This window comes from Pseudomonas oryzihabitans (assembly GCF_024652905.1).
In the GTDB taxonomy this organism is placed as follows: domain Bacteria; phylum Pseudomonadota; class Gammaproteobacteria; order Pseudomonadales; family Pseudomonadaceae; genus Chryseomonas; species Chryseomonas benzopyrenica.
Window position 1 is genome coordinate 3,751,919 of record NZ_CP102428.1, and the last position, 12,277, is coordinate 3,764,195.

Sequence of the window (12,277 nt, forward strand, 5' to 3'; positions counted from 1 at the left end):
CATGGATATCAAGCGCCCGCTACTCATTGCCGCCTTGGCGATCGTGTCCTACACCCTGGTTTTCCAGTGGAACAAGGATTACGGCCAGGCCGATCTGCCCACGGCCAAGACGCAGACCAGCGTCCTGCCGGGTGACACTCCCAACGTGCCCACCGATGTTCCCGCTGACGCCAAGGCTGCGGCGCCGGTGGACAACTCGACCGCTCAGGCAAGCACTGCGCTCATCAAGGTACGTACCGACGTCCTGGATCTGGCCATCGATCCTCGCGGCGGCGACATCGTCCAGCTCGGTCTGGTGCAGTACCCCCGCCGTCAGGATCATCCCGACGTGCCCTTCATGCTGTTCGACAACGGCAACGAACGTCTCTACCTGGCCCAGAGCGGCCTGACCGGTGCCAACGGTCCCGACGCCAACAGCGCCGGGCGTCCGCTGTACACCTCGGCCCAGTCCAGCTATGTGCTTGCCGATGGCAAGCAACAGCTGGTGGTGGATCTCAAGTACCAGGCCAACGGCGTCGACTACACCAAGAGATTCACCTTCCACCGGGGCCTGAAGGTCGATTGCTCGGACGCCGAGAAGGCGCAGAAGAAGATCACCTGCATCAACCCGAACGCCTACCAGATCCAGGTCAGCTACCTGATCGACAACCAGAGCGCCAACGCCTGGAACGGCGTGCTCTACGCCCAGCTCAAGCGGGACAAGAGCGGCGATCCTTCGGCGACCACCGCCACCGGCGTGTCCACCTACCTGGGCGCCGCCGTCGGTACCCCGGCCGAGCCCTATCGCAAGGTGTCCATGAGCGACATGGACAAGAATCGCCTGCAGGAAGCCGTGCAGGGTGGTTGGGTCGGCTGGCTGCAGCACTACTTCGTCACCGCCTGGGTGCCGAACAAGGACGAGCAGCACCAGATCACCACCCGCAAGGACGCCCAGGGCAACTACATCGTCGGCTTCACCGGTCCGCAGTTCAGCGTGCCGGCGGGTGGCAAGGGTGAGACCTCGCTGACCCTCTATGCCGGTCCGAAGATCCAGGAGCACCTCAAGACCCTGTCCCACGGTCTGGAGCTGACCGTCGACTACGGTTTCCTGTGGTTCATCGCTCAGCCGATCTTCTGGTTGCTGCAGCATATCCACAGCATCCTGGGTAACTGGGGCTGGTCGATCATCGTCCTGACCATCATCATCAAGCTGCTGTTCTTCCCGCTGTCCGCCGCCAGCTACCGCTCCATGGCGCGCATGCGCGCCGTCGGTCCGCGACTGCAGGCGCTCAAGGAGCAGCATGGCGACGATCGCCAGAAGATGTCCCAGGCGATGATGGAGCTGTACCGCAAGGAGAAGATCAATCCCCTGGGTGGCTGCCTGCCCATCGTGGTGCAGATGCCGGTATTCCTGGCGCTGTACTGGGTGCTGCTGGAAAGCGTCGAGATGCGCCAGTCGCCCTGGATGTTCTGGATCACCGACCTGTCGGCCAAGGATCCCTTCTTCATCCTGCCGATCATCATGGGCGCCACCATGCTGGTGCAGCAGATGCTCAACCCGGCACCGCCGGATCCCATGCAGGCCAAGGTCATGAAGATGATGCCCATCGTCTTCACCTTCTTCTTCCTGTGGTTCCCGGCCGGTCTGGTGCTGTACTGGATCGTCAACAACTGCCTGTCGATCCTGCAGCAGTGGTACATTACCCGGAAGATCGAGGCGGCCAGCAAGAAGGCCTGACCTCGCTCACCCTGTCCACACGACGCCCCTTGATTGGGGCGTCGTGCTTTCTGGAGGATCGTCATGTCCCTGCCTTCCGACAGCATCGCCGCCATCGCCACCGCCACCGGGCGCGGCGGGGTCGGCATCGTGCGCGTCTCCGGTCCCCTGGCCGCCCCCCTGGCGCGGGCGATCTGCGGCCGTGAGCTGCCGCCTCGGCATGCCCACTACGGCAACTTCCTCGCCGCCGACGGCAGCGTGCTGGACGCCGGCATCGCCCTGTTCTTTCCCGGCCCCAACTCCTTCACCGGCGAAGACGTGCTGGAACTCCAGGGCCACGGCGGTCCGGTGATCCTCGATCTGCTCCTGCGCCGCACCCTGGAAGAGGGTGCACGCCTGGCCCGCCCCGGGGAATTCAGCGAACGCGCCTTTCTCAACGACAAGCTCGATCTGGCCCAGGCCGAGGCCATCGCCGACCTCATCGAGGCCAGCACCGAACAGGCGGCGCGCAATGCCCTGCGCTCGCTGCAGGGCGAATTCTCGCGCCGGGTGGAAAGCCTGGTCGAGCAGCTGATCCGCCTGCGCATCTATGTCGAGGCCGCCATCGACTTTCCCGAGGAGGAGATCGACTTCCTCGCCGACGGCCGCGTGCAGGGCCTGCTGGAGGGCGTCCAGGCCGAGCTGCACGAGGTCCAGCGCGAAGCCAATCGCGGCGCCCTGCTGCGCGATGGCATGACCGTGGTGATCGCCGGCCGTCCCAATGCCGGCAAGTCCAGCCTGCTCAATGCCCTGGCCGGTCGCGAAGCCGCCATCGTCACCGACATCGCCGGCACTACCCGGGATGTCCTGCGCGAACATATCCACATCGACGGCATGCCGCTGCATGTGGTCGATACCGCCGGCCTGCGCGACACCACCGACCGGGTCGAGCAGATTGGCGTCCAGCGCGCCCTGGACGCCATCGCCGGCGCCGATCGGGTGCTGCTGGTGGTGGATGCCAGCGCGCCGGAAGCCCGGGATCCCCAGGCGCTCTGGCCGGAGCTGCTGAGCACCCGGCCGCCGCTGGACAAGCTGACGGTGATCCGCAACAAGGCCGATCTCACCGGCGAGGTTACCGGCCTGCTGGCCACCAGCGAACCGGTCGAGATCGCCCTCAGCGCCACCGATGGCGGCGGTGTCGAAGCCTTGCGCGAGCACCTCAAGGCCTGCATGGGCTTCGAGCAGACCACCGAGGGCGGCTTCAGCGCCCGGCGGCGTCACCTGGATGCCCTGCAAAGAGCCGCCAGTGCCCTGGACCATGGCTATCGTCAGCTCACCCTGGCCGGCTCCGGCGAGCTGCTGGCCGAAGACCTGCGCCAAGCCCAGCAGGTGCTCGGCGAGATCACCGGCGCTTTCAGCTCCGACGACCTGCTCGGCCGCATCTTCTCCAGCTTCTGCATCGGCAAGTAATTTCCCGCCCGCCGTTCCAGGCCTGTGCAAGGCAGGCCTTGACTGTCCTCATCTCTCCCTTCCAGAGCCCTGTTGATAACCCTGCCTGAGGTCTGCCCATAAATCGGTGCACGAGCTGTCCATGACTGCGCATGTAGATAAACAGGCAAAGGCTCCACAGGATGCTGAGAGCTTGTATCCATCCACAGCACAAGACATGCACGGGGCTCAGGTTTTCCCCAGCTCAGTGCTGACGAGGGCTGGATAACCTTATCCACAGCGAAGTGCCTGCATATACATAAGCTCTATATCAGTCCTTTTAAAACTTTCTTCCCTATTGTTTATATTGGAGGTCTCTCTTGACGGCTGGTCATTTTTTGGCCAGAACCCCTTCTGCAAGAGCCGCTCAGGCCTTATACTTGCCGGCTTTCCTTTGAATTCCTGCCAACAGGCACGAGGTGCGTGGTGGACTTTCCTTCCCGTTTCGACGTCATCGTGATCGGCGGCGGCCATGCCGGTACCGAAGCGGCCCTGGCGGCCGCTCGCATGGGTGTGCGCACCCTGCTGCTCACGCATAATGTGGAAACTCTCGGCCAGATGAGCTGCAACCCCGCCATTGGCGGCATCGGCAAGAGCCATCTGGTCAAGGAGATCGATGCCCTGGGCGGCGCCATGGCCGCGGCCACGGACCTCGCCGGCATCCAGTTCCGCATTCTCAACAGCCGCAAGGGACCTGCCGTGCGCGCCACTCGCGCCCAGGCCGACCGCGTGCTGTACAAGGCGGCCATCCGCCATACGCTGGAAAACCAGCCGAACCTGTGGATATTCCAGCAGGCCTGTGACGACCTCATCGTCGAAGGCGATCGAGTCGCCGGCGTGGTCACCCAGATGGGCCTGAAATTCCATGCCGACAACGTGGTGCTGACCGCCGGGACCTTCCTCGGTGGTCTTATCCACATCGGCCTGCAGAACCACAGCGGTGGACGAGCGGGCGATCCGCCGGCCATCGCCCTGGCTCAGCGCCTGCGGGAACTGCCGCTGCGGGTATCGCGGCTGAAGACCGGTACGCCACCGCGCATCGACGGCCGCTCGGTGGATTTCTCGGTGATGACCGAGCAGCCCGGAGATACCCCCCTGCCGGTGATGTCCTTTCTCGGCAATCGCGAGCAGCATCCGGCGCAGGTCAGCTGCCGGATCACCCATACCAACGCCCGCACCCACGACATCATCCGCGCCAACCTGGATCGTTCGCCCATGTACTCGGGCGTGATCGAAGGGGTAGGGCCGCGCTACTGCCCGTCCATCGAAGACAAGATCCATCGCTTCGCCGACAAGGACAGCCATCAGGTCTTTCTCGAACCCGAGGGCCTGACCACCCACGAGCTCTACCCCAACGGCATCTCCACCTCGCTGCCCTTCGATGTGCAGCTCGAGGTGGTGCGTTCCATGCGTGGCATGGAGAACGCCCACATCCTGCGGCCCGGCTACGCCATCGAATACGACTTCTTCGATCCGCGGGATCTCAAGTACAGCCTGGAAACCAAGGTCATCGCCGGCCTGTTCTTCGCCGGCCAGATCAATGGCACCACCGGTTACGAAGAAGCCGGCGCCCAGGGTCTGCTCGCCGGGGCCAACGCCGCGCTGCGCGCTCAGGGCCGTGAAGCCTGGTGTCCGCGCCGCGACGAGGCCTACCTCGGCGTCCTGGTGGATGACCTCATCACCCTGGGCACCCAGGAGCCCTACCGGATGTTCACCTCGCGCGCCGAATACCGGCTGATCCTGCGCGAAGACAACGCCGACCTGCGCCTGACCGAAAAGGGCCGCGAGCTGGGCCTGGTGGACGACCAGCGCTGGGCGCTGTTCGAAGCCAAGCGCGAGGGCATCGTCCTGGAAGAGCAGCGTCTCAAGGCCACCTGGATCCGTCCGGGAACGCCCCAGGGCACGGCGGTCGCCGAGCGTTTCGGCACGCCGCTCAATCACGAATACAACCTGCAGAACCTGCTGGCCCGGCCGGAGATCGACTATGCCGGCCTGATGGCCGCGGTGGGCGAGACGCCGGCCGAGACCCAGGTCGCCGAGCAGATCGAGATCAAGACCAAGTACGCCGGCTACATCGATCGCCAGCAGGACGAGATCCAGCGACTGCGCGCCAGCGATACCGTGGCGCTGCCCGCGGAGCTCGACTACGCCAGCATTTCCGGACTGTCCAAGGAGATCCAGCACAAGCTGGCCCAGGCCCGTCCCGAGACCCTGGGGCAGGCCTCGCGCATTCCCGGCGTCACGCCAGCGGCGGTCTCGCTGCTGCTGATCCACCTCAAGAAGCGCAGCGCCGGTCGCAGCCTGGAGCACAGCGCCTGATGGCCAGCGCGATCCAAGCCAACGAACTGCGTCAGGGCGCCGAGACCCTCGGCGTGGCCCTGACCGCCGCCGTGGAAGAGCGGTTGCTGGGCTACCTGGACCTGCTGGTCAAGTGGAACAAGGCCTACAACCTCACCGCGGTGCGCGATCCCAACGAGATGGTCTCGCGGCACCTGCTGGACAGCCTCAGCATCGTCCCCTACGTAGGCGCGGGGCAGTGGCTGGATGTCGGCAGCGGCGGCGGCATGCCGGGCATTCCCCTGGCGATCCTCTTTCCCGAATCACGCTTCACCTTGCTCGACAGCAACGGCAAGAAGACCCGCTTCCTGACCCAGGCCAGGATCGAACTGGGCCTGGCCAATCTCGACGTGGTCCACGCCCGCGTCGAGGCCTACCAGCCTGCCGCGCCCTTCACCGGCATCGTCTCGCGGGCGTTCAGCGCCATCGACGACTTCGCCACCTGGACGCGCCACCTGGGCGACAACCAAACACAGTGGCTGGCGATGAAGGGGCTGCACCCCGACGACGAACTGGCCAAGCTACCAGCGGATTTCCAAGTTGCGGCGGCGCACGTCCTCGCGGTTCCCGGTTGCCAAGGCCAGCGGCACTTGCTGATACTGCGCCGCACGAACGGAGAGGGGTAAGGCGGTACATGGCCAAGGTTTACGCGATAGCCAACCAGAAGGGCGGGGTGGGCAAGACCACCACGTGCATCAATCTCGCCGCTTCTCTGGCCGCCACCAACCGGCGCAAGGTGCTGCTGATCGACCTCGATCCCCAGGGTAACGCCACCATGGGCAGTGGGGTGGACAAGCATGCCCTGGAGCATTCGGTGCTGGACGTCCTCACCGGCGCCTGCGGTCTGCTCGATGCCATGCACTTCTCCGAGCATGGCGGCTACCAGCTGCTGCCCTCGAACCGCGACGTCACCGCCGCGGAAGTCGAGCTGCTGGAGATGAGCGGGCGCGAGAGTCGCCTACGCGACGCCTTGGCCCCCGTGCGGGACAACTACGACTACGTGCTCATAGACTGCCCGCCGTCGCTGTCCATGCTGACCATCAACGGGCTGGTGGCCGCTGACGGCGTGATCATCCCCATGCAGTGCGAATACTTCGCCCTGGAAGGCCTGACCGATCTGATCGGCAGCATCCAGCACATCGCCCAGCGGTTGAATCCGCAGCTCAAGATCGAAGGCCTGCTGCGCACCATGTTCGATCCGCGCATTGGCCTGGCCAACGACGTCGCCGCCCAGCTCAAGCAGCACTTCGGCGACGAGCTCTACGAAACCATCATTCCGCGCAACGTCCGCCTGGCCGAAGCACCCAGCTACGGCATGCCCGCGCTGGTCTACGACAAGAGCTCCAAGGGGGCCGCGGCCTATCTGGAGCTGGCCAGCGAGCTGGTCAAACGTCAGCGCAAGGCGGCTCGCGTCGCCAAGACTGCCTAAGGAATCCCCATGGCTGTGAAGAAACGAGGTCTGGGCCGCGGTCTCGACGCCCTGCTCGGCGGTGCCAGCGTCAAGGTCCTGCAGGAGCAGGCCGCCGCCACCCCGGTCAGCGAACTGCAATCGCTGCCGGTGGACATCATCCAGCGCGGCAAGTACCAGCCGCGCCGGCACATGGATCCGACCGCTCTGGAAGAGCTGGCCAACTCCATTCGCGTCCAAGGGCTGATGCAGCCCATCGTGGTGCGTGCCATCGGCGAAGGCCGTTACGAGATCATCGCCGGTGAACGCCGCTGGCGTGCCAGCCAGCAGGCCGGCCTGGACCGCATCCCCGCCCTGGTGCGCGACGTCCCCGACCAGGTGGCCATCGCCCTGGCGCTGATCGAGAACATCCAGCGGCAGAATCTCAATCCGCTGGAAGAGGCCATGGCCCTGCAGCGGTTGCAGGACGAATTCGAGCTGACCCAGGCCCAGGTGGCCGAAGCCGTCGGCAAGTCGCGCTCGGGCGTGACCAATCTGCTGCGCCTGCTGGCGCTGGCCGAGGACGCCAAGGAGCTGCTGGCCAAGGGCGAGCTGGAAATGGGCCATGCCCGGGCGCTGCTCGGTCTGCCCAAGGCCCGCCAGGCCGAAGGGGCGCGGCACGTTGTCGCACGGGGTCTCACCGTCCGCCAGACCGAGGCCCTGGTGCGCCAGTGGCTCAGCGGAACGGAGCCGGTTGAGAAGGCACCAGCCGTGGATCCGGACATCAGCCGTCTGGAGCAGCGTCTGGCCGAGCGTTTGGGCGCCAACGTGCAGATCCGCCATGGCGAGAAAGGCAAGGGTCAACTGGTGATCCGCTATACCTCTTTGGACGAACTTCAAGGCGTACTGGCGCACATTCGCTGACACAAATGCCTTCCGGCAATAAAGGCAATCTGTCCGGGGTGGCTTGAACCACCCCTGGCGCACCCCTATACTTTGCCCGCTTTTTGTCGGCACAAAGCATGCCAGTGAAAACAACTATTAAGCCGACACCAGAGGACTTCGAGCCGATGGACCGCCGCACGCCCAAACGCCTGCCCTTCCATCATCAGCCTGCCTTTCGCCTGCTGCTCGTCCAACTGGCTGTCGCGTCGTGTGCCGCCGTTGTCTTGTATTGCTTCGTCGGTAAGGTCGCCGGTTATTCCGGATTGTTGGGTGGGCTGATTGCCTGGCTGCCCAATCTGTATTTTTCGTTCAAGGCGTTCCGCTATCGCGGCGCCCATGCCGCCCGAGACATCGTCCGTTCTTTCTACTCGGGCGAGGCGGGCAAACTGATTCTCACGGCAGTGCTCTTTGCACTGACGTTTGCCGGGGTAAAACCGCTTTCGGCTCCTGCACTGTTCGGCGTCTATCTGTTGACGCTGATGGTCAATGCCGGCGCGCCCCTGCTACTGAAAAAACCGACTAGACCTTAAGGCATTCGAGGCACACATGGCAGCAGACTCCGCTTCGGGCTACATCCAGCACCACCTGCAGAACCTGACCTATGGTATGCATCCGGTGAACGGCTGGAGCTTCGCCCACACCCCCGCTGAAGCTAAGGAAATGGGCTTCTGGGCCTTCCACGTGGACACCCTCGGCTGGTCGGTCGCCCTCGGCCTGATCTTCCTGGTGCTGTTCCGCAGCATCGCCAAGAAGGCCACCAGCGGTCAGCCCGGCGGCCTGCAGAACTTCGTCGAAGTGCTGGTGGAATTCGTCGACGGCAGCGTCCGTGACACCTTCCATGGCAAGAACGCCCTGATCGCGCCCCTGGCTCTGACCATCTTCGTCTGGATCTTCCTGATGAACCTGATGGACCTGGTGCCGGTGGACTGGCTGCCGTCCGTGGCCGGCATGCTGTTCGGCGAGCACACCTACTTCCGCGTGGTGCCCACCACCGACCCGAACGCCACCCTGGGCATGGCCCTGTCGGTGTTTGGCCTGATTATCTTCTACAGCATCAAGATGAAGGGTCTCGGCGGTTTCTTCGGCGAGCTGACCCTGCACCCCTTCAGCAGCAAGAATCCGCTGCTGCAGATCATCCTGATTCCGATCAACTTCCTGCTCGAATTCGTCACCCTGATCGCCAAGCCGATCTCGCTGGCACTGCGACTGTTCGGCAACATGTATGCGGGCGAGCTGATCTTCATCCTGATCGCCATCATGTTCGCCAACGGTCTGGCACTGGGCGGTCTGGGTATCGTGCTGCAGTGGGCGTGGGCGGTATTCCACATCCTCATCATCACCCTGCAGGCCTTCATCTTCATGATGCTGACCATCGTCTACCTGTCGATGGCGCACGAAGAAAGTCACTAAGGAATGGCTTCCGGACGCTGCTGACGGCGTCCGGGGGCGGTTCTGCCGTGAGTCCCGGAGGACCTCGTCCGCCGGGTAACTTGGGAAAACTTTTTCGCTTCAACCTTAACCAAGACGACTAAAAAAGTCGGGAGGAAAGATGGAAACTGTAGTTGGTTTGACCGCGATCGCCGTTGCTCTGCTGATTGGCCTGGGCGCTCTGGGTACCGCCATTGGCTTCGGTCTGCTGGGTGGCAAGTTCCTCGAAGGCGCCGCTCGTCAGCCGGAAATGGTTCCGATGCTGCAAGTCAAGATGTTCATCGTCGCCGGTCTGCTCGACGCCGTGACCATGATCGGTGTTGGTATCGCCCTGTTCTTCACCTTCGCTAACCCCTTCGTTGGTCAGATCGCCGGCTGATCACCCTTGCGGGTGTAGGCAGGACTGATGGACAACGAACGAGCGAGGTGTTGGCGTGAACATTAATGCAACCCTGATAGGCCAGTCCGTTGCCTTCTTCATCTTCGTGCTGTTCTGCATGAAGTACGTGTGGCCGCCGATCATCTCGGCGCTGCGTGAGCGTGAGAAGAAGATTGCCGATGGCCTTGACGCTGCCAACCGCGCGGCTCGTGATCTGGAAGTGGCACAGCAGCAAGCCAACCAGAAAGTGAACGAAGCCAAGGGCCAAGCAGCCGAGATCATCGAGCAAGCCAACAAGCGTGCCGCTCAGATCGTCGAGGACGCACAGGCCAAGGCCCGTGCCGAAGGCGACCGGATCAAGGCGCAGGCTCAGGCGGAAATCGAGCAGGAAATCAACACCGCGAAGGACGCTCTGCGTGCTCGCGTCGGCGTGCTGGCCGTGGCCGGCGCCGAGAAGATCCTCGGATCGACCGTTGATGCCAATGCTCATGCCCAGTTGGTCGACCGACTGGCAGCGGAAATCTAAGCGAGGCCACCAATGGCAGAACTGAACACGCTGGCCCGGCCCTATGCCAAGGCGGCTTTCGAGTTCGCACAGTCCCAGCAGCAGCTGACCCAATGGTCGGCCGCGCTCGGGCTGCTCGCCGCGGTATCCCAAGATGGGACCGTGCGCCAGCTGCTTCAGCAGCCGCAGTTGACTGCGGACGCCAAGGCCGGATTGCTCATCGACGTATGTGGCGATCAGCTGGATGCACAGTCCCAGAACTTCGTTCGGACCGTGGCAGAAAACAACCGGATCGACCTGTTCCCGGCCATCGCCGAGATCTACGAGGCGTGCAAGGCCGAGCAGGAAAAATCCATCGAGGCGGAAGTCACCAGTGCTTTCGCCCTGAGCGAAGAACAGCAAGACAAACTCGCCAAGGCTCTCAGCGCAAGGCTAGGTCGACACGTGCGACTTAATGCATCCGAGGATGCGAGCCTGATCGGTGGTGTGGTTATCCGCGCCGGCGACTTGGTAATCGATGGCTCCGTTCGCGGCAAGCTCGCGCAACTGGCCGAAGCGTTGAAACCTTGAGTTTGAAGGGGCAGTAGCATGCAGCAACTCAATCCTTCCGAAATTAGTGAAATCATCAAGGGTCGCATCGACAAGCTCGACGTGACCTCGCAAGCCCGCAACGAAGGCACCATCGTCAGCGTGTCTGACGGTATCGTGCGGATCTTCGGTCTGGCCGACGTCATGTACGGCGAAATGATCGAATTCCCGGGCGGCATCTACGGTATGGCGCTGAACCTGGAGCAAGACTCCGTCGGCGCCGTGGTCCTGGGTAGCTACCTGGGTCTGGCCGAAGGCATGAGCGCCAAGTGCACCGGTCGCATCCTGGAAGTCCCGGTCGGTCCGGAACTGCTGGGTCGCGTCGTCGACGCCCTGGGCAACCCCATCGATGGCAAGGGTCCGCTGAATGCCAGCGCTACCGACGCCGTCGAGAAGGTCGCGCCGGGCGTGATCTGGCGTCAGTCGGTCGACCAGCCGGTGCAGACCGGCTACAAGGCCGTCGATGCCATGATCCCGGTTGGTCGTGGTCAGCGTGAGCTGATCATCGGTGACCGTCAGATCGGCAAGACCGCCATGGCGATCGATGCCATCATCAACCAGAAGAACAGCGGCATCCGCTGCGTCTACGTCGCCATTGGTCAGAAGCAGTCGACCATCGCCAACGTGGTACGCAAGCTGGAAGAGAACGGCGCTCTGCACAACACCATCGTGGTGGCAGCCAGTGCGTCCGAATCGGCTGCCCTGCAGTTCCTGGCGCCCTACTCGGGTTGCACCATGGGCGAATACTTCCGCGACCGCGGTGAAGACGCCCTGATCGTCTATGACGATCTGTCCAAGCAGGCCGTGGCCTATCGCCAGATCTCCCTGCTGCTGCGTCGTCCGCCGGGCCGTGAAGCCTATCCCGGCGACGTGTTCTATCTCCACAGCCGTCTGCTCGAGCGCGCGTCCCGCGTCTCCGCCGACTACGTCGAGAAGTTCACCAACGGCGCCGTGACCGGCAAGACCGGCTCGCTGACCGCGCTGCCGATCATCGAGACCCAGGCCGGCGACGTGTCCGCCTTCGTTCCGACCAACGTGATCTCCATCACCGACGGCCAGATCTTCCTGGAAGCCGGCCTGTTCAACTCGGGCATCCGCCCGGCGGTCAACGCCGGTGTCTCGGTATCCCGTGTGGGTGGTGCGGCCCAGACCAAGATCATCAAGAAGCTGTCCGGCGGTATCCGTACCGCGCTGGCCCAGTACCGTGAACTGGCGGCCTTCGCCCAGTTCGCCTCGGACCTGGACGAAGCCACCCGCAAGCAGCTCGAGCATGGTCAGCGCGTCACCGAGCTGATGAAGCAGAAGCAGTACGCGCCCATGTCCATCGCCGAGATGTCCCTGAGCCTGTACGCCGCCGAGCGTGGTTTCCTGAGCGATGTGTCCCTGGACAAGATCGGTAGCTTCGAGCAGGCCCTGATCGCCTACTTCAACCGCGATCACGCCGACCTCATGGCCAAGATCAACGTGAAGGGCGACTTCAACGACGAGATCGACGCCGGCATCAAGGCGGGAATCGAGAAGTTCAAGGCCACGCAAACCTGGTAA

12 protein-coding genes are annotated in these 12,277 nt (G+C 63.6%); all 12 read left to right on the forward strand.

Annotated elements, in window-relative coordinates; genetic code table 11:
- Nucleotide 1: 1 nt before the first annotated feature.
- The 12 genes from yidC (at nt 2) to atpA (ending at nt 12,277) form a co-directional block, all read left to right on the forward strand.
- A complete protein-coding gene (gene yidC, locus NRG74_RS17410) occupies nt 2-1,717 on the forward strand; it encodes a membrane protein insertase YidC (protein WP_257704919.1) in 1,716 nt (571 codons plus the stop codon).
- 63 nt (nt 1,718-1,780) lie between these two features.
- A complete protein-coding gene (gene mnmE, locus NRG74_RS17415) occupies nt 1,781-3,145 on the forward strand; it encodes a tRNA uridine-5-carboxymethylaminomethyl(34) synthesis GTPase MnmE (RefSeq protein ID WP_017641473.1) in 1,365 nt (454 codons plus the stop codon).
- 444 nt (nt 3,146-3,589) lie between these two features.
- Nucleotides 3,590-5,482 carry a tRNA uridine-5-carboxymethylaminomethyl(34) synthesis enzyme MnmG gene (mnmG, locus tag NRG74_RS17420; RefSeq protein ID WP_257704920.1) on the forward strand — a complete coding sequence of 631 codons (1,893 nt, stop codon included), beginning with the start codon at nt 3,590-3,592 and terminating at the stop codon, nt 5,480-5,482.
- Nucleotides 5,482-6,126 (forward strand): 16S rRNA (guanine(527)-N(7))-methyltransferase RsmG, encoded by a 645-nt coding sequence (rsmG, locus tag NRG74_RS17425; protein WP_068384413.1) that lies wholly within the window; start codon nt 5,482-5,484, stop codon nt 6,124-6,126. The genes mnmG and rsmG overlap by 1 nt, the downstream gene beginning before the upstream one ends.
- A gap of 8 nt (nt 6,127-6,134) precedes the next feature.
- Nucleotides 6,135-6,929 (forward strand): ParA family protein, encoded by a 795-nt coding sequence (locus NRG74_RS17430; RefSeq protein ID WP_007160127.1) that lies wholly within the window; start codon nt 6,135-6,137, stop codon nt 6,927-6,929.
- Between the two features lie 9 nt (nt 6,930-6,938).
- Nucleotides 6,939-7,811, forward strand: coding sequence for a ParB/RepB/Spo0J family partition protein (locus tag NRG74_RS17435; protein ID WP_160922141.1), 873 nt, complete (start codon nt 6,939-6,941; stop codon nt 7,809-7,811).
- A 146-nt stretch (nt 7,812-7,957) separates the two neighbouring features.
- Nucleotides 7,958-8,362, forward strand: coding sequence for a F0F1 ATP synthase subunit I (locus NRG74_RS17440; RefSeq protein ID WP_017641469.1), 405 nt, complete (start codon nt 7,958-7,960; stop codon nt 8,360-8,362).
- A 16-nt stretch (nt 8,363-8,378) separates the two neighbouring features.
- Complete coding sequence (gene atpB, locus NRG74_RS17445) at nt 8,379-9,242, forward strand: F0F1 ATP synthase subunit A (RefSeq protein ID WP_007160124.1); 864 nt, start codon at nt 8,379-8,381, stop codon at nt 9,240-9,242.
- A 139-nt stretch (nt 9,243-9,381) separates the two neighbouring features.
- A complete protein-coding gene (gene atpE / locus NRG74_RS17450) occupies nt 9,382-9,639 on the forward strand; it encodes a F0F1 ATP synthase subunit C (RefSeq protein WP_003097235.1) in 258 nt (85 codons plus the stop codon).
- 55 nt (nt 9,640-9,694) lie between these two features.
- Nucleotides 9,695-10,165: a F0F1 ATP synthase subunit B gene (locus NRG74_RS17455; protein WP_007160122.1), complete on the forward strand. Its 471-nt coding sequence runs from the start codon at nt 9,695-9,697 to the stop codon at nt 10,163-10,165.
- A 12-nt stretch (nt 10,166-10,177) separates the two neighbouring features.
- Nucleotides 10,178-10,714 carry a F0F1 ATP synthase subunit delta gene (locus NRG74_RS17460; protein ID WP_257704921.1) on the forward strand — a complete coding sequence of 179 codons (537 nt, stop codon included), beginning with the start codon at nt 10,178-10,180 and terminating at the stop codon, nt 10,712-10,714.
- Nucleotides 10,715-10,732: 18 nt separating this feature from the next.
- On the forward strand, nt 10,733-12,277 hold the full coding sequence (gene atpA, locus NRG74_RS17465; RefSeq protein WP_017641467.1) for a F0F1 ATP synthase subunit alpha: 1,545 nt from the start codon (nt 10,733-10,735) through the stop codon (nt 12,275-12,277).

Coding starts and splice junctions, on each gene's coding strand:
- rsmG (WP_068384413.1), top strand. CDS start 5,482: ATGGCCAGCGCGATCCAAGCCAACGAACTGCGTCAGGGCGCCGAGACC.
- NRG74_RS17430 (WP_007160127.1), top strand. CDS start 6,135: ATGGCCAAGGTTTACGCGATAGCCAACCAGAAGGGCGGGGTGGGCAAG.
- NRG74_RS17460 (WP_257704921.1), top strand. CDS start 10,178: ATGGCAGAACTGAACACGCTGGCCCGGCCCTATGCCAAGGCGGCTTTC.
- mnmE (WP_017641473.1), top strand. CDS start 1,781: ATGTCCCTGCCTTCCGACAGCATCGCCGCCATCGCCACCGCCACCGGG.
- atpA (WP_017641467.1), top strand. CDS start 10,733: ATGCAGCAACTCAATCCTTCCGAAATTAGTGAAATCATCAAGGGTCGC.
- atpE (WP_003097235.1), top strand. CDS start 9,382: ATGGAAACTGTAGTTGGTTTGACCGCGATCGCCGTTGCTCTGCTGATT.
- atpB (WP_007160124.1), top strand. CDS start 8,379: ATGGCAGCAGACTCCGCTTCGGGCTACATCCAGCACCACCTGCAGAAC.
- NRG74_RS17440 (WP_017641469.1), top strand. CDS start 7,958: ATGGACCGCCGCACGCCCAAACGCCTGCCCTTCCATCATCAGCCTGCC.
- yidC (WP_257704919.1), top strand. CDS start 2: ATGGATATCAAGCGCCCGCTACTCATTGCCGCCTTGGCGATCGTGTCC.
- NRG74_RS17435 (WP_160922141.1), top strand. CDS start 6,939: ATGGCTGTGAAGAAACGAGGTCTGGGCCGCGGTCTCGACGCCCTGCTC.